The sequence below is a fragment of the Streptomyces sp. NPDC052101 genome (genome assembly GCF_040680235.1).
Taxonomy (GTDB): Bacteria; Actinomycetota; Actinomycetes; order Streptomycetales; family Streptomycetaceae; genus Streptomyces.
Genome location: NZ_JBFAWH010000022.1, coordinates 17,254 through 41,174, shown reverse-complemented (window position 1 = coordinate 41,174; position 23,921 = coordinate 17,254). Strand labels below are relative to the sequence as shown.

The 23,921-nt window shown below is 71.6% G+C and carries 22 protein-coding genes and 2 pseudogenes; 7 read left to right on the top strand and 17 right to left on the bottom strand.

Annotated elements, in window-relative coordinates; all coding sequences use genetic code 11:
• Positions 1-81: 81 nt before the first annotated feature.
• From guaB to AB0L75_RS31310, 3 genes are all read right to left on the bottom strand, one after another.
• Complete coding sequence (guaB, locus tag AB0L75_RS31320) at positions 82-1,590, bottom strand: IMP dehydrogenase (protein ID WP_365187682.1); 1,509 nt, start codon at positions 1,588-1,590, stop codon at positions 82-84.
• A 176-nt stretch (positions 1,591-1,766) separates the two neighbouring features.
• Entirely contained in the window at positions 1,767-2,354 is a 588-nt protein-coding gene (locus AB0L75_RS31315) for a sigma-70 family RNA polymerase sigma factor (RefSeq protein WP_365187680.1), read from the bottom strand.
• A gap of 1,002 nt (positions 2,355-3,356) precedes the next feature.
• Complete coding sequence (locus tag AB0L75_RS31310) at positions 3,357-3,968, bottom strand: response regulator transcription factor (RefSeq protein WP_003948568.1); 612 nt, start codon at positions 3,966-3,968, stop codon at positions 3,357-3,359.
• A 380-nt stretch (positions 3,969-4,348) separates the two neighbouring features.
• Between AB0L75_RS31310 and AB0L75_RS31305 the strand changes: the two genes are divergently transcribed.
• Positions 4,349-4,678: a WhiB family transcriptional regulator gene (locus tag AB0L75_RS31305; protein ID WP_153539204.1), complete on the top strand. Its 330-nt coding sequence runs from the start codon at positions 4,349-4,351 to the stop codon at positions 4,676-4,678.
• Between the two features lie 69 nt (positions 4,679-4,747).
• Here the strand turns inward: AB0L75_RS31305 and AB0L75_RS31300 are convergent, their stop codons facing one another.
• Positions 4,748-5,647 carry a LysR family transcriptional regulator gene (locus AB0L75_RS31300; protein ID WP_365187677.1) on the bottom strand — a complete coding sequence of 300 codons (900 nt, stop codon included), beginning with the start codon at positions 5,645-5,647 and terminating at the stop codon, positions 4,748-4,750.
• Positions 5,648-5,727: 80 nt separating this feature from the next.
• Here AB0L75_RS31300 and AB0L75_RS31295 point away from each other — a divergent pair, with 80 nt between their 5' ends.
• The 3 genes from AB0L75_RS31295 to AB0L75_RS31285 all read left to right on the top strand — a co-directional run bounded on the left by AB0L75_RS31295 (position 5,728) and on the right by AB0L75_RS31285 (position 8,039).
• A complete protein-coding gene (locus AB0L75_RS31295) occupies positions 5,728-6,396 on the top strand; it encodes an MOSC domain-containing protein (RefSeq protein ID WP_365187674.1) in 669 nt (222 codons plus the stop codon).
• A gap of 86 nt (positions 6,397-6,482) precedes the next feature.
• Positions 6,483-7,256: an SDR family oxidoreductase gene (locus AB0L75_RS31290; RefSeq protein WP_365187671.1), complete on the top strand. Its 774-nt coding sequence runs from the start codon at positions 6,483-6,485 to the stop codon at positions 7,254-7,256.
• Positions 7,257-7,331: 75 nt separating this feature from the next.
• Positions 7,332-8,039: an ester cyclase gene (locus tag AB0L75_RS31285; protein ID WP_365187668.1), complete on the top strand. Its 708-nt coding sequence runs from the start codon at positions 7,332-7,334 to the stop codon at positions 8,037-8,039.
• A gap of 91 nt (positions 8,040-8,130) precedes the next feature.
• On the opposite strand, the gene groL is transcribed toward AB0L75_RS31285, so the two are convergent.
• From groL to AB0L75_RS31265, 4 genes are all read right to left on the bottom strand, one after another.
• Positions 8,131-9,756 carry a chaperonin GroEL gene (gene groL, locus AB0L75_RS31280; protein WP_365187665.1) on the bottom strand — a complete coding sequence of 542 codons (1,626 nt, stop codon included), beginning with the start codon at positions 9,754-9,756 and terminating at the stop codon, positions 8,131-8,133.
• 124 nt (positions 9,757-9,880) lie between these two features.
• The gene (gene groES, locus AB0L75_RS31275; protein WP_020132158.1) at positions 9,881-10,189 is read right to left on the bottom strand and encodes a co-chaperone GroES; all 309 of its coding nucleotides are present in this window, start codon (positions 10,187-10,189) and stop codon (positions 9,881-9,883) included.
• 377 nt (positions 10,190-10,566) lie between these two features.
• Positions 10,567-11,367 (bottom strand): polysaccharide deacetylase family protein, encoded by an 801-nt coding sequence (locus tag AB0L75_RS31270; RefSeq protein ID WP_365187845.1) that lies wholly within the window; start codon positions 11,365-11,367, stop codon positions 10,567-10,569.
• 65 nt (positions 11,368-11,432) lie between these two features.
• Positions 11,433-12,356, bottom strand: coding sequence for a polysaccharide deacetylase family protein (locus tag AB0L75_RS31265; RefSeq protein WP_365187662.1), 924 nt, complete (start codon positions 12,354-12,356; stop codon positions 11,433-11,435).
• A gap of 91 nt (positions 12,357-12,447) precedes the next feature.
• On the opposite strand from AB0L75_RS31265, the gene AB0L75_RS31260 reads away from it, so the two are divergent.
• On the top strand, positions 12,448-13,695 hold the full coding sequence (locus AB0L75_RS31260) for a methyltransferase domain-containing protein (RefSeq protein ID WP_365187659.1): 1,248 nt from the start codon (positions 12,448-12,450) through the stop codon (positions 13,693-13,695).
• On the opposite strand, the gene AB0L75_RS31255 is transcribed toward AB0L75_RS31260, so the two are convergent.
• From AB0L75_RS31255 to AB0L75_RS31235, 5 genes and pseudogenes are all read right to left on the bottom strand, one after another.
• A complete protein-coding gene (locus AB0L75_RS31255; RefSeq protein ID WP_365187842.1) occupies positions 13,692-14,924 on the bottom strand; it encodes an RNA polymerase sigma factor in 1,233 nt (410 codons plus the stop codon). The genes AB0L75_RS31260 and AB0L75_RS31255 overlap by 4 nt on opposite strands.
• 150 nt (positions 14,925-15,074) lie before the next feature.
• Positions 15,075-15,431, bottom strand: coding sequence for a YciI family protein (locus tag AB0L75_RS31250; protein ID WP_365187656.1), 357 nt, complete (start codon positions 15,429-15,431; stop codon positions 15,075-15,077).
• A 190-nt stretch (positions 15,432-15,621) separates the two neighbouring features.
• Positions 15,622-16,650, bottom strand: a pseudogene (locus AB0L75_RS31245) (endo-1,4-beta-xylanase); the annotation flags it as partial.
• A gap of 88 nt (positions 16,651-16,738) precedes the next feature.
• Positions 16,739-17,770 (bottom strand): LacI family DNA-binding transcriptional regulator, encoded by a 1,032-nt coding sequence (locus AB0L75_RS31240; protein ID WP_365187654.1) that lies wholly within the window; start codon positions 17,768-17,770, stop codon positions 16,739-16,741.
• Positions 17,771-17,876: 106 nt separating this feature from the next.
• Positions 17,877-18,227 carry a hypothetical protein gene (locus AB0L75_RS31235; protein ID WP_365187858.1) on the bottom strand — a complete coding sequence of 117 codons (351 nt, stop codon included), beginning with the start codon at positions 18,225-18,227 and terminating at the stop codon, positions 17,877-17,879.
• Here AB0L75_RS31235 and AB0L75_RS31230 point away from each other — a divergent pair.
• A pseudogene (locus AB0L75_RS31230) lies at positions 18,111-20,212 on the top strand (glycoside hydrolase family 3 N-terminal domain-containing protein). The gene AB0L75_RS31235 and the pseudogene AB0L75_RS31230 sit on opposite strands and share 117 nt — an antisense overlap.
• Before the next feature lie 157 nt (positions 20,213-20,369).
• Positions 20,370-21,239, top strand: a complete 870-nt coding sequence (locus AB0L75_RS31225; RefSeq protein ID WP_365187651.1) for a hypothetical protein — start codon at positions 20,370-20,372, stop codon at positions 21,237-21,239.
• Positions 21,240-21,420: 181 nt separating this feature from the next.
• Here AB0L75_RS31225 and AB0L75_RS31220 read toward each other — a convergent pair whose 3' ends face one another.
• The 4 genes from AB0L75_RS31220 to tsaB are packed head-to-tail and all read right to left on the bottom strand — an operon-like array spanning position 21,421 to position 23,903.
• Positions 21,421-21,672 (bottom strand): hypothetical protein, encoded by a 252-nt coding sequence (locus AB0L75_RS31220; RefSeq protein ID WP_365187648.1) that lies wholly within the window; start codon positions 21,670-21,672, stop codon positions 21,421-21,423.
• A complete protein-coding gene (tsaD, locus tag AB0L75_RS31215; protein ID WP_365187645.1) occupies positions 21,669-22,757 on the bottom strand; it encodes a tRNA (adenosine(37)-N6)-threonylcarbamoyltransferase complex transferase subunit TsaD in 1,089 nt (362 codons plus the stop codon). The genes AB0L75_RS31220 and tsaD overlap by 4 nt, the downstream gene beginning before the upstream one ends.
• On the bottom strand, positions 22,750-23,229 hold the full coding sequence (gene rimI, locus AB0L75_RS31210) for a ribosomal protein S18-alanine N-acetyltransferase (RefSeq protein WP_365187839.1): 480 nt from the start codon (positions 23,227-23,229) through the stop codon (positions 22,750-22,752). Before rimI ends, tsaD begins: the two co-directional genes overlap by 8 nt.
• A gap of 17 nt (positions 23,230-23,246) precedes the next feature.
• A complete protein-coding gene (gene tsaB / locus AB0L75_RS31205; RefSeq protein ID WP_365187642.1) occupies positions 23,247-23,903 on the bottom strand; it encodes a tRNA (adenosine(37)-N6)-threonylcarbamoyltransferase complex dimerization subunit type 1 TsaB in 657 nt (218 codons plus the stop codon).
• Positions 23,904-23,921: the final 18 nt, after the last annotated feature.

The following is a 23,921-nucleotide window of genomic DNA, read 5'->3' as shown; positions in this document are numbered from 1 at the left end:
GACCGGTACGACAACGGCGGCCCCGGATACTCCGGAGCCGCCGTCGATCACGCGGCGAAGGGCCTCACGCGCGCGTGCACGTCACTTCTTGCTGCTGTAGTTCGGTGCCTCGACCGTCATCTGGATGTCGTGCGGGTGGCTCTCCTTCAGGCCCGCCGAGGTGATCCGCACGAAGCGGCCGTTCTCCTGCAGCTCGGGGACCGTCCTGCCGCCGACGTAGAACATCGACTGGCGCAGGCCGCCGACCAGCTGGTGGACGACGGAGCCCAGCGGGCCGCGGTAGGGCACCTGGCCCTCGATGCCCTCGGGGATCAGCTGCTCGTCGGAGGCGACGCCCTCCTGGAAGTAGCGGTCCTTGGAGAAGGACTTGCGGTCGCCGCGGGTCTGCATGGCGGCGAGCGAGCCCATGCCGCGGTACGACTTGAACTGCTTGCCGTTGATGAACAGCAGCTCGCCCGGGGACTCCTCGCAGCCCGCGAGCAGCGAGCCGAGCATCACCGTGTCGGCGCCCGCGACCAGCGCCTTGGCGATGTCGCCGGAGTACTGCAGACCGCCGTCGCCGATCACCGGGACACCGGCGGCCCTGGCGGCGAGCGCGGCCTCGTAGATCGCGGTGACCTGCGGGACGCCGACACCGGCGACCACGCGGGTCGTGCAGATGGAGCCGGGGCCGACACCGACCTTGATGCCGTCGGCGCCCGCGTCGACCAGGGCCTGGGCGCCGTCGCGCGTGGCGACGTTGCCGCCGATGACGTCGACGCCCGACGAGTTCGACTTGATCTTGGCGATCATGTCGCCGACCAGGCGGGAGTGGCCGTGCGCGGTGTCCACGACGATGAAGTCGACACCGGCCTCGATCAGGGCCTGGGCACGCTCGAAGGAGTCACCGGCCACGCCGACCGCCGCGCCGACCAGCAGGCGGCCCTCGGAGTCCTTGGCGGCGTTCGGGTACTGCTCCGCCTTGACGAAGTCCTTGACCGTGATCAGGCCCTTGAGGACACCCTTGTCGTCGACGAGCGGCAGCTTCTCGATCTTGTGCTTGCGCAGCAGCTCCATGGCCTCGGCGCCGGAGGTGCCGACCTTGGCGGTGACCAGCGGCATCGGGGTCATGACCTCGTGCACCCGGCGGCTGCGGTCGCTCTCGAAGGCCATGTCACGGTTGGTGACGATGCCGAGGAGCTTCTTGTCGCCGTCGGTCACCGGGACGCCGCTGATGCGGAACCTGGCGCACAGCGCGTCGGCCTCGGCGAGCGTGGCCTCCGGGTGGATGGTGATGGGGTCGGTGACCATGCCGGACTCGGAGCGCTTCACCAGGTCGACCTGGTTGGCCTGGTCCTCGATGGACAGGTTGCGGTGCAGCACGCCCACACCGCCCTGGCGGGCCATCGCGATCGCCATGCGGGACTCGGTCACCTTGTCCATGGCGGCGGACAGCAGCGGGATGTTGACCCGCACGTTCTTGGAGACGTACGAGGCGGTGTCGATCTCGTCGGGTGCCATGTCCGACGCGCCCGGCAGCAGCAGCACGTCGTCGTAGGTCAGCCCGAGTGTCGCGAATTTACCGGGCACTCCGTCGACGTTGGCAGTCATGACACCTTCCCCAAATGGCCTTGATCGGTGCGGATGTCCATGCTAACGGGAAGCATCGCTAGCAAATTCCACGGTACGAGGTTGCTTCAGGCTTCGTATGTTCGTACGGAAACGGAAGCGCGCCCGTTCACCGGAGGGAGCTGCGAAGGCTCCACGTAAGGGGGTTCGTAAGGGGATTACTGTTCGGCGAGCGCGCGCAGGCGGCTCAGTGCCCGGTGCTGGGCGACCCGGACGGCGCCGGGTGACATTCCCAACATCTGCCCCGTCTCCTCCGCGGTCAAGCCCACGGCGATACGCAGCAGAAGCAGCTCGCGCTGGTTCTCGGGGAGGTTGGCCAGCAGCTTCTTGGCCCACTCGGCGTCGCTGCTGAGCAGGGCGCGCTCCTCGGGGCCGAGGGAGTCGTCGGGCCGCTCCGGCATCTCGTCCGAGGGCACCGCCGTGGAGCCCGGGTGGCGCATGGCGGCGCGCTGCAGGTCGGCGACCTTGTGGGAGGCGATGGCGAAGACGAACGCCTCGAAGGGGCGGCCGGTGTCGCGGTAGCGGGGCAGCGCGAGGAGGACCGCGACGCAGACCTCCTGGGCGAGGTCCTCGACGAAATGGCGGGCGTCGCCGGGAAGCCGGGACAGCCGGGTGCGGCAGTAGCGCAGGGCCAGCGGATGGACATGCGCGAGCAGATCGTGCGTGGCCTGCGCGTCCCCGTCGACGGCACGATGCACGAGCGCACCGATCGCCCCTTGGGCCGTGCCCGCCTCGTCGTCGCGCATCGGTCCATGGTGCCTTGCGGCCGTCCGGTCCGTCGCATCGTGCTGGTGGTTGTGCACCGAAGCGTTATGAGCAGGTGCGCCGGCACTCATCCCCTGCGCCCTCCCCTTCACCTCGATCGACTCGTCCCCGAGAGACTCCACATCTCAAGGATGCGGCATCCGCGCCGAAACGAGCAGCGCGCGTCCGGTGGGCCGCCTTGCACAGCGCCCGCCGAAGCGTCCGACGGAGTCGTACGCCAGAGGCGCGAACAGCCCTCCCGCGGGCGGCCCGGCGCCTCTCGCGCGGCGCCGACCACGGGTGTTCATCAAGTGGATCTCCGTGCCCGGGTGCGACCGGCCACCCGGGCGACGGGCTGTCGCACGGCTCCATGAGTGTGACCGGGTCCACCCCTCGACGCCGCGTCACAGCCGCGTCCCCGGGCAACCGGAACACCCGTCAAGGCATTTCACCGACACCCGTCCTCCTGGGCCGACGAGTCCGGGACCGACGAGTCCTGGGCCGACGGGGATGCGCCGGTACGACGCCCGGGCCGGGGCAGGCGTACGACGCCCCTCGCGCACGCCGCCGGGCACACCGAGGCGCCCCCGGAGCCGCAGGGCGCCCGCGTACGCCCGGCGCACGGCCATGGCAGACCGACACACCACCACCGGGCCACGCCGGCACACCCGCGAAGCCGCGGGGCACCCTCGGCCGTCTCGCAAGGCACGTCGAGACGCCGCCGGAGCCGAGGGGCGCGCTCGTCCGGACCGTGCCCCCGTCGCCCGCGCCGGGCCGGGGCCCGGCCCGGCGGTCCGGAGTCCGGCGCCGTGGCTTGAGCGTGTCGTGGGGCGTGGTCGCAGACGGCCCGGACGCCCCGTGGGGCGTGCCGGGTCTGCTTCCCCGGGGTGTTCGGGCGCCGCCGGGGCGCTCGGCTGCTGCCAGGGGAGGCGGACCCCCGTCCGGCTCCCGGGACCATGCCCGGTGGCGGCCGGCTCCGCCCGCCCCGCAGGGCTGGGCACTGCCTACCGGACCAGTCCCCAGCGGAAGCCGAGCGCCACGGCGTGGGCCCGGTCCGAGGCGCCGAGCTTCTTGAACAGGCGCCGCGCGTGCGTCTTGACGGTGTCCTCGGAGAGGAACAGCTCGCGGCCGATCTCGGCGTTGGAGCGGCCGTGGCTCATGCCCTCCAGGACCTGGATCTCACGCGCGGTGAGCGTGGGCGCGGCGCCCATCTCGGCCGAGCGGAGCCGGCGCGGCGCCAGCCGCCAGGTCGGGTCGGCGAGGGCCTGCGTCACCGTGGCGCGCAGCTCCGCGCGCGAGGCGTCCTTGTGCAGGTAGCCCCGGGCGCCGGCGGCGACCGCGAGGGCCACGCCGTCGAGGTCCTCGGCGACGGTGAGCATGATGATGCGTGCGCCGGGGTCGGCGGACAGCAGACGCCGCACGGTTTCCACGCCGCCCAGGCCGGGCATGCGCACATCCATCAGGATGAGGTCGGAACGGTCGGCGCCCCAGCGGCGGAGGACTTCCTCGCCGTTGGCCGCCGTCGTCACGCGCTCGACGCCGGGCACGGTCGCCACCGCGCGGCGGAGCGCTTCTCGGGCAAGCGGGGAGTCGTCGCAGACGAGGACGGATGTCATGACCGCCCTCCGCAGCTGATGCGCGTCACCTTGAGCCTCCAGGCTGGTACGGAATCGTCACCTGTGCGGTCGACCGCCTCGGACGCCTGCCCGAGCGCTTGTGTTTTCAACCGCCTCCGCACTCTCAACGACGGTCACTCGAAAGAGTTACGGGGCTACATGCCGTCTTCGGCACTCTACGTGAGGGGCTCGACACGGTGCAGACATGGACCACAGACCCTCAACTTTTCATCACAACTATGCCCCATTTAGCCGCTTTTCTTCCCGTTTCGTGGTGTCCGAGGCTAGATTGCCAATGAGTCATATTTTCATCTTCTTAGACCGGAGATGTACGGTCGTTGGCACCGTATCCGCTCAGAACGGCTACAAGGGGTCACGTAATGGCAGATTTCTCCCGCCTTCCCGGACCGAACGCGGACCTGTGGGACTGGCAGTTGCTGGCTGCCTGCCGCGGCGTGGACAGCTCGCTCTTCTTCCACCCCGAGGGCGAGCGCGGGGCGGCTCGGAGCGCTCGCGAGAACTCGGCCAAGGAGGTCTGCATGAGGTGCCCTGTGCGCGCGGAGTGCGCGGCGCACGCGCTGGCGGTACGCGAGCCGTACGGCGTGTGGGGCGGCCTGACCGAGGACGAGCGCGAGGAGCTGATGGGGCGTGCACGCAACCGCCTGGTGACGGCCTCGGCCACCGGCGCCGACACCGCCCCCAACCACTGAAGGAACGTTTCTGCAACTTATCCGCACCGGGCACGCGCACGCGTGCCCTCGCGTTGCGGGTCCCGCCGCCTAGGCGCGACCGGCCGCCCGGGCCAGTTGCTCCAGCGTCGCCGCCACGGCCGGCACCTGTGCCAGATCGGGCAGGGTGAGGGCGACGATCTCGCGGCGCACCGCCGGTTCCAGCCGTACCGCGCGCACCCCCCTGGGCCGTACCGACTCCACCGCCAGCTGGGGCAGTACGGCGACCCCCAGGCCCGCGCCGACCAGGCCGACCACCGCCGGGTAGTCGTCCGTGGCGAAGTCGATGCGCGGGGCGAAACCGGCTCCCTCGCACACCTCGACCAGCTGGCCGCGACAGCGCGGGCAGCCCGCGATCCAGGGCTCCTGGGCCAGCTCGCCGATGGCCACGGCCTCCGCGCGCGCGAGGCGGTGCCGCTCGGGCACCAGGGCGACCAGACGGTCGGTCAGCAGCGGCCGGACCACCAGGTCGTCCCAGTCCTCGGCGACCGCCGCCCCCTCGTAGCGGAAGGCGAGGGCCAGGTCGCAGTCGCCTTCGCGCAGCAGCTCCACGGACTTCGGCGGCTCGGCCTCCTCCAGGGAGACACGGGTGCCGGGGTGGGCGGCGCGCAGGGCGGCCAGGGCGGTGGGGACCAGGGTGGAGCTGCCGCTGGGGAAGGAGACCAGCCGCACCCGGCCGGCGCGCAGGCCCGCGATGGCGGCGACCTCCTCCTCGGCCGCGGTGAGCCCGGCGAGGATGCCGGAGGCGTGCCTGACCAGGGCTTCCCCGGCCTGGGTCAGCCGCATCTCGCGGCCGTTGCGGACCAGCAGCGGGGTACCGACGGAGGTCTCCAGGGCCTTCATCTGCTGGCTGACGGCGGGTTGGGTGCAGCCCAGTTCGCGCCCCGCCGCGGAGAAGGAACCGGTGGCGGCGACGGCGCGCAGGACGCGGAGATGACGGGCCTCGATCACCCTTCGAGCATAAGGGGTACTTGGAGATGGCGCGCGATATTCGCTCGACGCTTTGAGGCGTGGTGCCGTACCGTGCGGACATGAAGCTTCTCTCGGTCAATCTGGGCCGGCCCCGGGCTGTGCCGTACACGGACCAGTCACAGGGTGTGACGGGCATCGACAAGAAGCCGGTCGACGGACCGGTGCGGGTGACCGCGCCGGGCCCCAAGGGCGTGGGCGCGAGCGGGCTGGCCGGCGACGCGGTGTGCGAGCTGCGGCACCACGGCGGCAACGACCAGGCGGTGTACGCCTACGCGCGCGAGGACCTCGACGACTGGGAGCGCGAACTCGGCAGATCGTTGGCCAATGGCTGCTTCGGAGAGAACCTGACGACGGACGGTCTGGACCTCTCCGGGGCGCTGATCGGTGAGCGCTGGCGGATCGGTGCCGAGGTGGTTCTGGAGGTGACCTCGGGCCGGATCCCGTGCCGCACGTTCCAGGGCCATCTGGGCGAGCGCGGCTGGGTCAAGAGATTCACGCAGAAGGGCGCAACGGGTGCCTACCTCCGGGTGATCGAACCGGGCCAGGTGCGCGCGGGCGACCCAATCGAGATCGTGCACCGGCCGGACCACGGGGTGACGGCGGCGCTGCAGTTCCGCGCGGTCACCACCGAACGGGAACTGCTGCCGCGGCTCCTCGTGGCGGGCGAGGCGCTGCACGCGGAGACGCTGGCGGCGGCGCGCAAGTACGTGGCCCAGCAGGAGAGCTGAAGAACCGTCGGCCGAGCCGCCGCCGAGCCTGACCGGCAGCGGACGCGCTCGCTCCGGGCCGGTCCCCGGGTCACTACCCTTGGGCCATGACAACGGCTCTGATTACGGGATCGACCGCGGGGATCGGCGCCGCGTTCGCGCGACGGCTGGCGGCTGACGGGCATGACCTCATCCTGGTGGCACGGGACACCCGGCGGCTGCGCGAGCAGGCGACCGAACTGCACGACCGGCACGGCATCGAGGTGGAGGTGCTGACCGCCGACCTCGCCGAGGACAAGGGCATCGAGACGGTCGCCGACCGCCTCGGCGACCGGAAGAACCCGGTCGACCTGCTGATCAACAACGCCGGCTTCGGCAACAAGGGCCGCTATCTCGACGTGGCCATGGCCGACGAGCTGAAGATGCTCAAAGTGCACTGCGAGGCGGTGCTCCGGCTGACCTCGGCGGCGGCCGAGGCGATGCGCGAGCGCGGCCGGGGCGGGATCGTCAACGTCGCCTCCGTGGCCGCCTTCGTGCCGCGGGGCACCTATGGCGCCTCCAAGGCGTGGGTCGTGCAGTTCACGCAGGGCGCGGCCAAGGACCTGGCGGGCAGCGGCGTCCGGCTGATGGCGTTGTGCCCCGGCTTCGTGCGCACCGAGTTCCACCAGCGGGCCGGGATGGGCACGGACAACATCCCGGGCTGGATGTGGCTGGACGCCGACAAGCTGGTCGCGTCGGCCCTGTCCGATCTGGCGCACGGCAAGTCGCTGTCCATCCCCGACCCCCGCTACAAGGCGCTGATGGGCCTGGTGAAGGTCACCCCGCGCGGGCTGCTGGGCGGCATCTCCTCGCGGACGGGGCGCAAGTACGGGCCGCAGTAGCGGACAGGTGGCGCTGCCGTCCCGGTGCGAAAATGAGGGTGGACAACCGGGCCAGGGGGGCCGGGAGGCGGCGTCATGACCTTCGTGCAGCTCATCGAGTGCAGGACGAGCCGGCTGGACGAGATGAACCGGCTGATGGACGACTGGGTCGAGCAGACCAAGGGGAAGCGGACGGCGACGCACGCGCTGGTCGGCAAGGACCGTTCGGACGCGTCGCACATCGTGGAAGTGGTGGAGTTCCCGTCCTACGAGGAGGCGATGCGGAACTCGAACCTCCCGGAGACCGACCGGATCTTCCAGGGATTGGTCGCCCTGTGCGACGAGATGCCGACGTTCATCGACCTGGACGTCGTACGGGACGATCGGCTGGCCGAGGACACCGTGCGCAGGTTCTTCTCGGTGCTCGCGGCTCCGGGCGAACTCGCCCCGCTCAACGACCTTCTCGACGAGGACATCCACAGCCATGACCCGGTGAATCCGCAGGACACCCTCGGGCTGGACAACCTGCGTGCCGAGGTCCGGATGTGGCGCGGCGGCTTCGACTTCGCCTTCACCGTTGAGGACCTCCTCGCCCAGGGCGACCGGGCCTGCGCGCGCTGGACGTGGAACGCCACGCACAGGGGCGACTTCCTGGGGATCGCGCCCACCGGCCGGAAGGTCACCATGACCGGGTCGACGATGTTCCGGTTCGCCGACAACGGCAAGATCGCCGAGCTGTGGTGGCAGCATGACCAGCTGGGGCTGATGCAACAGCTGGGCGCGTTGGACGAGTTGGAGTCGTAGGGCGCTTCCCGGACGGCCTCTTCGTGCGGCCGGCAGCGCGAAGGCCCGGCTCCCCGTGGCGGGGTGCCGGGCCTTCGAACGAGCGTCAGGCTCAGTGGGCGTGGCCGTGGCCGTGGCCCGCGGCGGCCGGCTCGTCGTCTTCCTTCTTCTCGACGACCAGGGTCTCGGTCGTGAGCAGCAGGGAGGCGATGGAGGCGGCGTTCTCCAGGGCGGAGCGGGTGACCTTCACCGGGTCGATGACGCCGGCCTTGACCAGGTCGCCGTACTCACCGGTGGCGGCGTTGTAGCCCTGGCCCTTCTCCAGGTCCTTGACCTTGGAGACGATGACGTAGCCCTCCTGGCCGGCGTTCTCACCGATCCAGCGCAGCGGCTCGACGACCGCGTTGCGGACGACCGAGACACCGGTGGCCTCGTCGCCGGACTTGTCGAGGTTGCCCTCGAGGACCTTGGAGGCGTGCACCAGAGCGGAGCCACCACCGGAGACGATGCCCTCCTCGACCGCGGCGCGGGTCGCGGAGATGGCGTCCTCCAGACGGTGCTTCTTCTCCTTCAGCTCCACCTCGGTGGCGGCGCCGACCTTGATCACGCACACGCCGCCGGCCAGCTTCGCGAGGCGCTCCTGGAGCTTCTCGCGGTCCCAGTCGGAGTCGGTGTTCTCGATCTCGGCCTTGATCTGCGCGACGCGGCCCGTCAGGTCCTCCTGCTTGCCGGCACCCTCGACGATCGTGGTGTCGTCCTTGGTGACGGTGACGCGGCGGGCGGAGCCGAGCACGTCGATGCCGACCTGGTCGAGCTTGAGGCCGACCTCCTCGGAGATGACCGTGGCGCCGGTGAGGATCGCCATGTCCTGCAGCATCGCCTTGCGGCGGTCGCCGAAGCCGGGGGCCTTCACCGCGACGGCGTTGAAGGTGCCGCGGATCTTGTTGACGACCAGGGTCGACAGGGCCTCGCCCTCGACGTCCTCGGCGATGATCAGCAGCGGCTTGGAGGAGCCGGCCTGGACGACCTTCTCCAGCAGCGGCAGCAGGTCCTGGATGGAGGAGACCTTGCCCTGGTTGATGAGGATGTAGGGGTCCTCCAGGACGGCCTCCATGCGCTCCTGGTCCGTCACGAAGTACGGCGACAGGTAGCCCTTGTCGAAGGCCATGCCCTCGGTGAAGTCCAGCTCCAGACCGAAGGTGTTGGACTCCTCGACGGTGATGACACCGTCCTTGCCGACCTTGTCCATCGCCTCGGCGATCAGCTCGCCGACCTGCTGGTCCTGGGCGGACAGCGCGGCGACGGCGGCGATGTCGGACTTCTCGTCGATCGGGCGGGCCGACGCGAGCAGCTCCGCGGAGACGGCGGCGACCGCGGCGTCGATGCCCTTCTTCAGGGCGGCCGGGGAGGCACCGGCGGCGACGTTCTTCAGGCCCTCGCGCACCAGCGCCTGGGCGAGCACGGTGGCGGTGGTGGTGCCGTCACCCGCGATGTCGTTGGTCTTGGTCGCCACCTCCTTCACCAGCTGCGCACCGAGGTTCTCGTACGGGTCCTCGATCTCGACCTCGCGGGCGATCGTGACACCGTCGTTGGTGATGGTGGGGGCGCCGAACTTCTTGTCGATGACGACGTTGCGGCCCTTGGGGCCGATCGTCACCTTCACCGTGTCGGCCAGCTTGTTGACGCCGCGCTCAAGGGCGCGACGGGCGTCCTCGTCGAACTTCAGAATCTTCGCCATGACAGCGGAAGCCCTCTCGGAAATCTATTGGGTGTAAAGACAACTGCGCCCCGGACGCCCGGCTTCGTTATCGGTCGCGGGGGCCAGGGGCGCAGCTCAAGAGCAAATGGAATGCTCGAGGTGATTACTTCTCGATGATCGCGAGCACGTCGCGAGCCGAGAGGACGAGGTACTCCTCGCCGTTGTACTTCACCTCGGTGCCGCCGTACTTGCTGTACAGGACGACGTCGCCGACCTTGACGTCGAGCGGAAGGCGCTCGCCGTTCTCGAAGCGGCCCGGACCCACGGCGAGGACGGCGCCCTCCTGGGGCTTCTCCTTCGCGGTGTCCGGGATGACCAGGCCAGAGGCGGTGGTCTGCTCGGCGTCGAGCGGCTGGACCACGATCCGGTCCTCGAGCGGCTTGATGGCAACCTTGGAGCTGGTGGTCGTCACGATCCGACCTCCCCCTTCGGAGATCTCACGGGGTTAACTGTCTGAGGTGGCGACCAGGTGGATCCGTCGTCGCGGGTGCCGGACCTGCCCGTCGCGTTTGTTGGCACTCTCCAGGGGGGAGTGCCAGAGCCGAGACTATGACCGCGATTAGCACTCGGTCAAGCGGAGTGCCAATGCCGTGCGGCGCGTCGGCGGAAGACGGGGCGCGCCGGGTGCCTGATGGGCCGGTGTGCCGGGTGCCTGATGGGCCAGTGTTCGGCCCGCCGTCCCTGGGGGCTGCCGCCCCCGGACCCCCGCTTCGGCCTCAACGGCCTCGTCCTCGAACGCCGGACGGGCTGCCTCTACCGGCCCTCGCTGAAACGCTGCCCGGCATAGAGCTACAGGTAGTCCTCCAACCGGCCCACCGTCAGCCCGCGCTGCTGGACCCTGCGCAGAGCCCGGGTCGTGCGTTGCAGCAGGCTTCGGCCCGTCGTCTCGTCCGGGCCCACCAGGATGATGTCGCCGGGGCGCAGCTGGTGTTCGCCGCGGAGGTAGACGAGGTCGGTCGGGGTCATCGCGGCGCGCCACAGGACGACCGTGGAGATACCGCAGTCGGCCGCCGCGCGCAGGGTGGTGGTGTCGTACGCGGCGTACGGCGGGCGGAAGAGGCGGGGGCGCAGGCCGAAGCGGGACCTGAGCCTGGCCTGCTGGCCGCAGATCTCGGCGCGCTGAGCGGCGTACGGCAGTCCGGCCAGCGCGCGATGGTCGAGGGTGTGGTTCTGGATGCCCGCGCCCAGCCGGTGCAGCCGGGCGAAGTGGCCGTAGCCGGGGCCGGTGGCGCTGTCGGTGAGGAACATGCTGACCGGCAGCCGGAGTTCGCGGACCATGTCGACGAACCGGGGGTCCCGCTCGGCGCCGTCGTCATAGGTGAGGAAGACGACACGGTCGCGGGTGGGGACGTGGTCGACGACGCGGGGCAGGGCGCGGCCCCCGGTCTGCGGGGCGAGGGCAAGGGAGCGGGCGGCGGGCCGGGGCGGACGGGCGAGCGGCTCGGTCAGGCCCCAGCGGCGGTAGCTCCGGTCGGGGGCGGGGCCGTGCGGGCGTACGCCCTCGGCGGCCTTCTTGCCGAGGCGTTCGATGGGGTCGACGGACTGGGCACAGCCGGTGAGGAGGAGGGCCGAGGCGAGCAGCGCGGCCAGGGAACGGCACGGGCGGCAGCCGTGACCGGCCTTCGCGTGCCGCGCCCGCGGGCTCCTCCCCGGCCTCACAGGTAGTCCTCCAGGCGGGCCACGGCGTAGCCCTCGCGTGTGATCTTGTTCAGGAAGCGGCGCATGTCGTCGATCATCGTGCCGTTCCAGTCGGAGCGGCCACGGAAGTGGGTGAGGACGATGTCGCCGCGGCGCATCTTCTGGTCGTCCTCGCGGTACTCCCAGTGGTCGACGTAGACCTCTTCGTTCCAGATCGGCGCGTACTTGATGCCGCAGGACTTGGCGGCGCGCAGGGTGTCCTCGTTGTAGTTGCCGTAGGGCGGGCGGAAGACCGTCGGGCGCTTGCCGAACTGCTTCTCCATGATGTCCTGCATGTCGCAGATCTCGGTCTTCTGCTCCTCGTAGGACAGCCCCGGCAGGTAGGGGTGGTGCAGGGTGTGGTTGTCGAGGGTGTGGCCGAGGGACTGCATCTTGCGGAAGTACCCGTAGTCGTCCTCGATCAGGTAGTTGCTGAGGAACGCGGTGTAGGGGATCTTCAGGTCCTCCATCATCCGCAGGAACCTGGGGTCCTTCTCCGAGCCGTCGTCGATGGTGAGGAAGACGATCTTCTGCTTGGTGGGGATCGTGGTGAAGACCGGAGGCAGGTCCCAGTCGTCCTCCTGGTGGTCCACCTCGAAGCCGCGCCGGGTGGTGATCCTCGGCTTCTTCTCAGGCGGCGGCGGAGGCGTCAGCGGCACCCGGTCGAGTCCCCAGTGCTTGGCGGCGGCGACCAGGCGGGCGTGCTCGGCGGCCTGGCGGGCCTGCGGGCTCGGGGCATGCGCGGGGCCGCCCGACCCGGGGGCGGAGCGGGTACCGGTGGGGCCGGCGCAGCCGGAGAGGAGAGCGGCCGAGGCCAGTGCGACGGCTCCGCAGCCCCGAGCCAGACGCCCGAAAAGGGACGATCTTTTATCGTTTTCATAGTTTTGTACGACTGCTCGCATGGTGTCGGATCCTCCCAGCCCGGACCCCGGCGCCCGGGCCGACGCCGCCGCCGGAAGGCGCACGATCCACCGACTGGCCCACAATGACCCGGTGAACGACCTCGCTCTGCTTCTCACCCCCGAAGGCCGCGCCCTCCTCGACCAGGTCCGCGACACCGCCCCGGCCGACGAACTCGCCGTCGCCACCCGGCTGCGCCGCGACCACCCCGCCGAACTGGTCTCGGCCGCGCTCGGCCAGGCCCGGCTGCGGCAGCGGGCGGCGGCGAAGTTCGCGGCGGCGGACGCGGCGCGGATGTTCTTCACGCCGAACGGGGTCGAGCAGTCGACGCGGACCACCGTCGCGACCTACCGCGCGGAGCGGCTCAAGGGCCTCGGTGTCACCTCGGTGGCCGACCTGTGCTGCGGGATCGGTGGGGACGCGATCGCGCTCGCCCGGGCCGGGATCCGGGTGCTCGCCGTGGACCGGGATCCGCTGACGGCCGCCGTGGCGCGGGCGAACACCGAGGCGCTCGGGCTGGACGCGCTGATCGAGGTGCGGGAGGCCGACGTCACGGAGGTGGAGACGGAAGGGTACGACGCGGTCTTCGTGGACCCGGCGCGCCGAGGGGGACGGTCCGGAGGGGCCGCGCGATGGGGGTCCCCCCAGGCTTTCGGCGCTGGGGGAGCGTCGGCGAGGGGTGGCGGTCGGGCGACGGGCGGGAGGATCTTCGATCCCGAGGCCTACTCCCCTCCCCTGTCCTGGGCGGTCGGGGCCGCCCGCAGGGCACCGCACGCGGCGCTGAAGGTGGCGCCCGGCATTCCGCACGAGGCCGTGCCCGCCGATGCCGAGGCCGAGTGGATCTCGGACGGCGGGGACGTGAAGGAGGCAGTGGTGTGGTTCGGGACGGGGGCGCCGGGCGCGGTACGCGCCACGCTGCTGCCCGGCCCGCGCACGCTCCTCGGCAGGCAGCTGCCCGATCCCCCGGTCCGGCCCGTCGGGCGGTACCTGTACGAGCCCGACGGTGCCGTCATCCGCGCCCATCTGGTCGCCGAGGTGGCCGAGGAGGTCGGCGGCGGCCTGATCGACGCGACCATCGCGTACGTCACCGCCGACGGGCTGCGGCCCACCCCGTACGCCTCCGCCTACGAGATCACCGACCAACTCCCCTTCAACGTCAAGAAGTTGAAGGCCCTGCTGCGCGAGCGCGAGGTCGGCACGCTGACCGTGAAGAAGCGCGGCTCGGCGGTCGAACCGGAGGAGCTGCGCAAGAAGGTCAAGCCGCAGGGACCGAACGCGGCGACCGTGTTCCTCACCCGGGTCGCGGGAGCCCCCACGATGCTCGTGGGGCGCCCCGTCTAGGGCCTGTCCGGCAGTTCGCCCGCCCGGCGTCGCAGGAGTTCGCGTTCCTTCTCGTTGCGGGCCAAGGTGGCCGCCCGCTCGAACTCCGCGCGCGCCTCCGCGGTGCGCCCGAGCCGGGCCAGCAGGTCGGCGCGGACGCTGGGCAGCAGGTGGTAGTCGCGCAGGGCGGGCTCGGCGGCCAGGGCGTCCACCAGCTCCAGGCCCTCGGCCGGGCCGTCGGCCATCGACACGGCGACCGCGCGGTTCAGTTCGACCACCGGGGACGGGGCGCGGGCGGCCAGCAAGCCGTACAGGGTGGCGATGGCGCGCCAGTCGGTCTCCTCGTAGGTGTAGGCGTGCGCGTGGCAGGCGGCGATCGCCGCCTGCAGGGCGTACGGGCCCGGGGCCCCTGTCGCCGTGGCGTCGGCGCGGTCGAGGGCGCGGATGCCGCGGGCGATGAGCATGCGGTTCCAGCGGCGGCGGTTCTGGTCCTTGAGGAGGACGGGCTCGCCGTCGGGGCCGGTACGGGCGGCCGTGCGGGACGCCTGGAACTCCAGCAGCGAGGTCAGGGCGTGCACCTCCGGTTCCTTGGGCATCAGCCCGGTAAGGACGCGGGCCAGGCGCAGCGCGTCCTCGCACAGGCCGGGACGCAGCAGATCGTCGCCGGTGGTCGCGGCGTACCCCTCGTTGAAGATCAGGTAGATGACGTCCAGGACCGAGCCGAGGCGGGCCTCGCGGCCGGGGCCGCAGGGCACCTCGAAGGCGACGTTCTTCTTCGCCAGGGTGCGTTTGGCGCGGACGATGCGCTGGGCGATCGTCGGCTCCGGGACTAGGTAGGCGCGGGCGATCTCGGCCGTGCTCAGACCGCCGAGCAGCCGCAGGGTGAGCGCCGTGCGGGCCTCGGCGGACAGCACCGGGTGGCAGGTGGTGAAGACGAGCCGCAGCAGGTCGTCGTCGATGTCGTCCGGGTCGGCGGGCTCCTGAGGAGCGGCCGTGGTCGTGAGGTCCCGGCCGATCTCGGCGAGCTTGCGGGCGTAGGCCTCGCGGCGCCGGATCAGGTCGACGGCACGGTGCCGGGCGGTGGCCATGAGCCAGGCGCCGGGGTTGTCGGGCACGCCGTCGCGGGGCCACCGCTCCAGGGCGGCGACCAGCGCGTCCTGGGCCAGTTCCTCGGCGATGCCGACGTCCCGGACGATCCGGGCGACACCGGCGACGACGCGGGGCGACTCCAGGCGGAAGACGGTCTCGATGGCGCGGGCGGCGGCGGGATCGGAGGCGGTGGCCTCCGCGGCGGCGGCATCGGGGGCGGCGAGAGCGGCAGGGGCGTGCGGTGGCGCGGTGGGCTGTGGTTCCACAGCCCACCATGCAACACCCCCGGAGGCCACGGTGCCAGCGAAGACTCAGCCCTCGGCGATCTCGCGGACCTCGCAGCTCACGTTCCAGTAGTCCTCGTGGACCTGGAGGAACCGCTTGGTCCACTCCAGCGCCTCGGCCTTGTCCTTGCACTGCATGATCGCGTAGCCGCCGATGACCTCCTTGGACTCGGTGAACGGCCCGTCGGTGACGGAGATCCTGCCGCCCTGCCAGCGCACCGTGGTGCCCTGCGCGGACGGCGTCAGCCCGGCGGTGTCGAGCATCACGCCGGCCTTGGTGATCTCCTCGATCAGCTGGCCCATCCGCTGCATCAGCTCCTCGCTGGGGCCCTCGGCGGGGGCGGAGGACTCGTCGATGTGCACGATCGACAGATAGCGGGGCATGGTGACTCCTTCGGTCGGGCGGCGGGGCCGTTCCCCGGCCGCTCACCCCGTGCGTCGAACGGGAGACACCCGGATCGACACCCTCACCGGAAAAATCTCGCGGATTTTTTTCCGGTGAGGGTGACGAGGGTGTCGCGCGGGATGCTGACGACGGTGGCCCGACGCTCTTGATGCTGTGGTCGTCTCATGCTCCGCCCAGCGCCTCGGCGATGCCGTGGTACGCCGGTTTCGGCCGGTAGTTCTCGTCGTACGGGGTCGCCGCCCCGTAGCCGGGGAAGGTGCCCTGCACCCAGGAGTCGGCGTCGGTGAAGCCCCACACCGTGACGCCCACGCACCGGGTCACGGCCGCGCACGCGGCCACCACGGACCTGAAGTCGGCCTTCTGCAGGGCGAGTTTCGTACTGTCGGCGGGCAGCTGCATGCGGACGTCCAGCTCGGTGATCGCCACGTCCACGCCGAGGTCGGCGAAGCGCTGGATGTTCTGCTGGAGCGTGGCGGGCACCTGGCCGAGGGTCAGATGGGCCTGCAGGCCGACGCCGCCGATCGGGACGCCCCGCGCCTTCAGCGACTTGACCAGGCGGTACAGGGCGTCGGACTTCGCGTTCACACCCTCGACGTTGTAGTCGTTGATGTACAGCCTGGCGTCCGGGTCGGCCGCGTGGGCCCAGGTCAGGGCGTCGGCGACATAGCCGGGGCCGAGTCCCTTGTACCAGATCGTCGAGCGGTAGCCGCCTGCGTCGTCGAAGGGTTCGTTGACCACGTCCCAGGCGGCGATCTTTCCCTTGTAGCGGCCGACCTCGGTGCTGATGTGGTTCCGCAGCAGGCTGCCGAGCTGGGCCGGCGTCCAGCTGCCGTTCGTCAGCCAGCCGGGGTTCTGCTGGTACCAGACCAGGGTGTGGCCGCGCACCTGCTGGTGGTGGGCCCGGGCGAAGGCCACGATCCGGTCGGCCTCGGTCCAGTCGAAGCCGCCCCGAGTCGGCTCGACCGTCCCCCACTTCATGGCGTTGCCGGGGGTGAGCGAGCTGAACTGGGCTCCGGCGATGCCGCCGTAGCCGCCGGTGAGCCTGGATCCGGTGACGGCGGTGCCGATGACCTTGCCCTTCGCCGCCGCGAGGTCGCGCAGCGGGGTGCCGGCGGCGTGCGCCGCGGGTGCCGCGAGCAGGAGCGCGGCACCGGTCAGGAGGGAAGCGAAGGATAATCCCGTTCTCAGGAATCTCATGGCGAGAACCTCCGAAAGTTTCGGTCGGATCACCGATTGACTCGGAGCAGTGTGGGACGGCCCTCGGAACGCGTCAATACGCGTGCCGTCAGAGCGCCGGAGGCACATCCGTACTGGACCGCACCACCAGGCCGGTCGCCAGCTCCACCCGGGTCGCCGCCCGCTCCTCCCGCTCCCGCCCCAGCTCCAGCACCAGCCGGGCCGCCGCCTCGGCCATCTCGGTCAGCGGCTGCCGTACGGTCGTCAGCGGCGGGCCGACCCAGCGGGCCACCGGCAGATCGTCGAAGCCGACCACGCTGAGGTCCTCCGGGATGCGCAGGCCCAGCTCGCGGGCGGCCTCGTACAGGCCGAGAGCCTGCAGGTCGTTGCCCGCGAAGACGGCCGTCGGCCGGTCGGGGCGGCCGAGCAGCTCCAGGCCCAGCCGGTAGCCGGAGTCGTGGTGGAAGTCCCCGGCGGCGACGAGGGAGGGATCGACGGGCAGGCCGGCCGTCTCCAGGGCCGCCCGGTAGCCGTCGATCCGCGCCCGGCTGCACATCATCCGGGACGGGCCGCTGATCGCGCCGATCCGGGTGTGGCCGAGTTCCAGCAGATGGCGGGTGGCGGCGAGGCCGCCCTGCCAGTTGGTGGCGCCGATGGAGGGCACGTCCGGGCCGGGGTCGCCGGCCGGGTCCATCACCACGAACGGAATGGAGCGGCTGGTCAGCAGCGCCCGCTGGGACTCGTCGAGCCCGGACAGCACCAGCACCACGCCATGCGGGCGGCGCGCGGCCACCTGGTCGGCCCAGGTCCTGCCCGGGGTGAGCCGGCCGGCCGACTCGGACAGCACGACGCTCAGCCCGGCCGCCCGGGCCACGTTCTCCACGCCCCGGATGACCTCCAGCGCCCAGGCGCTCTCCAGCTCGTGGAAGACCAGGTCGATCAGGGGCGAGCGGGACGTCTCGGCGCGCCGGCGCCGGTAGCCGTGGGCGCGCAGCAGCTCCTCGACGCGGGTACGGGTCGCCGGGGCGACATCGGCGCGGCCGTTGAGCACCTTCGAAACAGTCGGAGCCGACACCCCGGCCTCACGGGCGATCTCGGCGAGGGTCGCCGTCCGCGTCTCTGCGGGTTTCGAAGGCTTCATGCGGGCGATCGTATCCCCGCCCGCCCCCCTTGACGAAGGCGTGCGCGCGCCATAAGTTCCCGGAACATTCGAGATGAAATGCGAAACATTCGGGGCGGGTCACAACTCAGCAGAGCCGGACGGGAGTTCCATGACCATCGCCCCTTGGCGCGACCCCGCCCTGCCCGCCGACGCCCGCGTGGCCGATCTGCTCGCCCGGATGACCCTGGAGGAGAAGGCCGCCCAGCTCTACGGCGTGTGGGTGGGCGCCGCCGCGGACGGCGAGGGGGTCGCCCCTCTGCAGAGCGAGATGACCGCCGCCCATGGCTGGGAGGAGCTGATCACCCTCGGCCTGGGCCAGCTGACCCGCTCCTTCGGCACCGCCCCCGTGGAACCGGCGCTCGCCGCCCGGGCCCTGGCCCGCGCCCAGCGCCGGATCACCGCGGCCGGCCGCTTCGGCGTCCCGGCCGTGGCCCACGAGGAGTGCCTGGCCGGCTTCACCGCCTGGCGCGCGACGGCGTACCCGGTGCCGCTCGCCTGGGGCGCGCGGCCTTCGACCCGGCGCTGGTCGAGGAGAGGGGCCGGCGCATCGGCCACGATCTGCGCGCGGCCGGCGTCCACCAGGGCCTCGCGCCCGTCCTGGACGTGGTCCGCGACCCGCGCTGGGGGCGGGTCGCGGAGACCATCGGCGAGGACCCGTACCTGGTCGGCACGGTCGGCACCGCGTATGTGCGCGGCCTGGAGTCGGCCGGGGTCGTCGCCACGCTCAAGCACTTCGCCGGGTACGCGTCCTCGGCCGGCGCCCGCAATCTGGCGCCGGTCCGGGCGGGCGCACGGGAGTTCGCGGATGTGCTGGTGCCGTTCGAGATGGCGCTGCGCGAGGGCGGGGCCCGTTCGGTGATGGCGGCCTACACCGAGACCGACGGGGTGCCCGCCTGCGCCGATCCGCGGCTGCTGACCGGGCTGCTGCGCGAGGAGTGGGGTTTCACCGGCACGGTGGTCGCGGACTACTTCGGCATCGGCTTTCTGCAGACCCTGCACCGGGTCGCGGCTGACGAGGCGGAGGCGGCGAAGCTGGCGCTGGCCGCGGGTATCGACGTCGAGCTGCCGACCCCGAAGTGCTACGGCACCCCGCTCGTGACCGCCGTACGCGCCGGCCGGATCCCTCAGGTGCTGGTGGACCGGGCGGCCCGCCGGGTGCTGACGCAGAAGTGCGAGCTGGGCCTGCCGGCCACGGACTGGCGGCCGGATCCGGCGGGCCCGATCGAGCTGGACTCGGCCGGGAACCGGGCCCTGGCGCGGCGGCCGGCGCAGGAGTCGGTGGCGCTGCTGGACAACCCGGGCGGCCTGCTGCCGCTGGCTTCCGGCGCCCGGATCGCGGTCGTGGGCCCGCGCGCGGCGGACCCGCTCGCCATGCTCGGCTGCTACTCCTTCCCCTCCCATGTCCTCACCGGCCACCCCGGGGTCCCGCTCGGCATCGAGATCCCCACCGTGCTGGACGCGCTGCGCGCCGAACTCCCGGACGCCTAGGTCGCGTTCGCCGCGGGCTGCGCGGTCTGCGACCCGGACACCACCGGATTCGCGCAGGCGGTGGCCCGGGCGACGGAGGCGGACGTGTGCGTGGCGGTGCTCGGCGACCGCGCGGGCCTGTTCGGCCGGGGCACGTCCGGCGAGGGCTGCGATGTGCCCGACCTCCGACTCCCCGGTGTACAGGCCGAGTTGCTGGACCGGCTGGTGGCGACCGGCGTCCCGGTGGTGCTGGTCCTGCTCACCGGCCGGCCGTATGCGCTGGGCCGCCGGCACGGCAGGCTCGGCGCGGTCGTCCAGGCCTTCTTCCCCGGTGAGGAGGGCGGCCCGGCGGTGGCCGGGGTGCTGTCCGGCCGGGTGAACCCCTCCGGGCGCCTCCCGGTGAGCGTGCCGCGCACGCCCGGCGGCCAGCCCTGGACCTGTCTCCAGCCCCCGCTGGGCCTGGCCACAGAGGTCAGCAGCCTGGACCCGACCCCGCTGTACCCGTTCGGACACGGCCGCTCGTACACGGCGTTCGCCTGGGAGGACTGCACCGGCGGCGATGTCACCGAGATCGGCACTGACGGCTCGTACGACCTCTCGCTGACCGTCCGCGACACGGGTGACCGCGCGGGCGCGGAGGTCGTCCAGCTGTATCTGCACGACCCGGTGGCGTCGGTGACCCGGCCGGACGTACGGCTGATCGGCTACCAGCGGCTGGAACTGGCCCCTGGGGACTCGGGCCGCCTGACCTTCCGCTTTCACGCCGACCTGTCGTCCTTCACCGACCGCACGGGTGCCCGGGTGGTGGAACCGGGTGCGCTGGAGCTGCGGTTGGGGCCGTCGAGCGCGGAGGTACGGCACACGGCACGGCTGTGGCTGACGGGGCCGGTGCGGGTGCTCGGGGCGGATCGGCGGCTGCGCTGCGAGGTGGAGGTGGCCTGCGGGGCTGATTGAGCGGAAGGGGCCGAGGGGACGTATTGAGCCACGGCGAGACCACAGAGAGCCCGGTTTCGCAAGACCTCTGACGCGGGCGTTCAGGATCGGTTCAGGTTGCGCCTGGCAGGGTCGGGCCGAAGTTGATCACCCACCCCCCACCCCGACAGGAGCACCGTTGACGACGACGAAGTCCGTGATGAAGAAACTGCCCGAGGTCACGCTGGCGTTCTGGATCATGAAGATCGCCGCGACGACCCTGGGCGAGACTGCGGGCGATCTGTTCGCGCAGACGCTGAAGCTCGGTTACTTCCTCACCACCATCGCCCTGTTCCTGGTCTTCGTGGTGACGCTGGTGATCCAGCTGCGCTCGTCCCGCTACAACCCGTTCTTCTACTGGACGGTGATCCTGTCGACCTCCATGGCTGGCACCACCATGTCCGACTTCATGAACCGCGACGCCAGCGCCAAGTTCCTCTCGGGCGGCGCGACGAAGCTGGGCTGGGGTCCGCAGGGGCTGGGCCTCGGCTACCCGGAGGGCGCCGCGATCCTGGTCTCCCTGCTGCTGCTGATCTTCCTCGGCTGGAAGCTGAGCGGGATGACCTTCCAGATCACCGAGATCGTCACCTTCCGGGGCGAAGCCCTGTTCTGGTCGGCGATCCTGGTCTCCAACACCCTCGGCACCTCGATGGGCGACTTCCTGTCCGACAGCTCGGGTCTGGGCTATCTGGGCGGTGCGGCCCTCGTGACCGGCGTCCTGCTGGTCCTCGTCGCCCTGATGAAGGCCCCGGCGGTCCCGAACGTCCTCCTCTTCTGGATTGCGTTCGTGCTCACCCGCCCACTGGGCGCCACGGCCGGTGACTTCCTGACCAAGCCGGTCGCCAAGGGTGGCCTGGATCTGGGTACGGCCGGTTCCTCGGCGGTACTGCTCGCGGTGCTGTTCGGCCTGATGGCGTACGCGCAGGTGAAGGAACGGCGTTCCACGGCCGCGGAGTTCGCGGGCCCCGAGGCGGATGCGGTCCAGCCGCAGGAGGCCGGGCGCCGGTAACGCGAAACCCCGCCCCGGGTGTCCCGGGGCGGGGTTCCTGTGGAGCGCCGGGCAGGCCTTGCACCTGCATTTCCCCGCAGGAAGCGGGGCGTCTTTCCTTGGACCACCAACGCACTGCGTCCGATCCGGTGTTCCGGCCGTTCGCTGTGTGATGATCATAGCGAACAACCCGGCCCCCGCGTCAAATCAGCTGCTCGAACCGCCAGCGGTGCACGGCCCGGGTCACCAGCTCCCCGTCCGGCTCGGGCAGTTCGGGCAGCTCGGCGTCGTACGCCGCGTCCCACCACGTGATGACCAGCACCCGGTCCTGCGGCGCCCGGAAGGTCTCCCGCCTGAGCGGCTCGCGGGCCAGCCGCTGTTCCCGCGCCCAGGCGAGCAGCTCCGCCCCGCGGCCCGCGGTCGCCCGGGCCTCCCACATCAGCGCGACGGTCACGAGTACAGGTTCTCCTTGCTGACCTCGTGCACATGGTCGTGGTTGCCGGGCACATGCGGGTCCGTGACGGGCAGGGAGGAGTCGGCCGACAGGTCCCAACTGGAGGCGGCCCGGTTACGGGCGACCATCTCGGCGCCGAGGGCCGCGACCATGGCGCCGTTGTCGGTGCACAGCTTGGGGCGCGGCACGCGCAGCCGGATGCCGGCCGCCTCGCAGCGCTCCTGGGCGAGCGCGCGCAGCCGGGAGTTGGCCGCGACGCCGCCGCCGATCATCAGGTGGTCGACGCCCTCGTCCTTGCAGGCGCGGACGGCCTTGCGGGTCAGCACGTCGACGACGGCCTCCTGGAAGGACGCGGCGACATCGCGGACCGGGACCTCCTCGCCGGCCGCGCGCCTGGCCTCGATCCAGCGGGCCACGGCGGTCTTCAGACCGGAGAAGGAGAAGTCGTACGCCGGGTCGCGCGGGCCGGTCAGGCCGCGCGGGAAGGCGATGGCCGCCGGGTCGCCCTCGCGTGCGTAGCGGTCGATGACCGGGCCGCCGGGGAAGCCCAGGTTCAGCACCCGGGCGATCTTGTCGAAGGCCTCGCCGGCCGCGTCGTCGATGGTCGAGCCCATCGGGCGGACGTCGGAGGTGATGTCCTCGGACAGCAGCAGCGAGGAGTGGCCGCCGGACACCAGCAGGGCCATCGTCGGCTCGGGCAGCGGGCCGTGCTCCAGCTGGTCGACGCAGATGTGCGAGGCCAGGTGGTTGACGCCGTACAGCGGCTTGCCGAGGGCGTAGGCGTACGCCTTGGCCGCCGAGACACCGACGAGGAGGGCGCCCGCGAGCCCGGGACCGGCGGTCACGGCGATGCCGTCGAGGTCCTTCGCCGAGACACCCGCCTCCTTCAGCGCGCGGTCGATGGTGGGGACCATCGCCTCCAGATGGGCGCGGGAGGCCACCTCCGGGACGACACCGCCGAAGCGGGCGTGCTCGTCGACGCTGGAGGCCACGGCGTCCGCCAGCAGGGTGGTGCCGCGGACGATGCCGACGCCGGTCTCGTCGCAGGAGGTCTCGATGCCGAGGACGAGGGGTTCGTCAGCCATGGTTCTTCTCTTCGGTCGCTTCTTCGGTGGCTTGGTTGGTGATCAGGCGCATGACCAGGGCGTCCACATTGCCCGGCTGGTAGTAGCCGCGCCGGAAGCCGATGGGTTCGAAGCCGAAGCGCTCGTAGAGCTTCTGGGCGCGGACGTTGTCGACCCGGCACTCCAGCAGCACCTCGTGGCATTCGAACGCGGTCGCCGCGCTCAGCAGCTCGGCCAGCAGCCGCCCGCCGAGGCCGGTGCCCTGGTGGTCACGGGCTACGGCGATGGTCTGCACGTCGGCCTGGTCGCCGGAGGAGGTGAGGCCCGCGTACCCGACGATCCGGCCCTCCCCCTCGGCGACCAGATAGCGCCGGGTGGCCTCGGCGCCCCGCGCGTGGGCCAGCTCGGACCAGAACATGCCCCGTGACCAGGCGTCCTCGGGGAACAGGTCCTTCTCCAGCTCCAGGACCGGGTCGATGTCCCACCAGCGCATCTCGCGCAGTCGCACGGTCACTTCGGCGTGACCACCTTGTAGTTCTTGGGGACCTGCGCGTCGGGCCGGCGCAGGTACAGCGGCCTCGGCTCCGGCAGCTCCTCACCCGCGGCCAGCCGCTCCGCGGCAAGCGAGGCGAGGGCGGCGGCGGAGACGTGCTCCGGCTCGTGGACGCCCGGGAAGGTGTCCGGATAGAGCAGCGCGCCCGCGCCCACCGCCGGGAGGCCCGCGACCTGCTCGGCGATGTCGGCCGGCCGGTCCACGGCGGGGTCGGTCAGCCGAGTGCGGGAGTCGGCGTACTTCGCCCAGTAGACCTCCTTGCGCCGGGCGTCGGTCGCCACGACGAAGGGGCCCGTCTCTATGTCGGCGGCGTAGGCGAGGCCGTCCAGCGTGCACACGCCGTACACCGGGACGCCGAGCGCCAGGCCGAAGGTGTCGGCGGTCATCAGGCCGACGCGCAGGCCCGTGTAGGGGCCGGGACCGATGCCGACGACGATGCCGGTGACGGCGTCCAGCCGGAGTCCGGCCTCGGCGAGCACACGGTCCACGGCCGGCAGCAGCAGCTCTCCGTGCCGGCGCGCGTCCACCTGGCTCGACGAGGCGACGACGTCCGTGCCGTCGTGCAGCGCGACGGTGACGGCGGGTGTTGCGGTATCCAGAGCGAGCAAGAGCACGCGAACAGCCTACGGCGC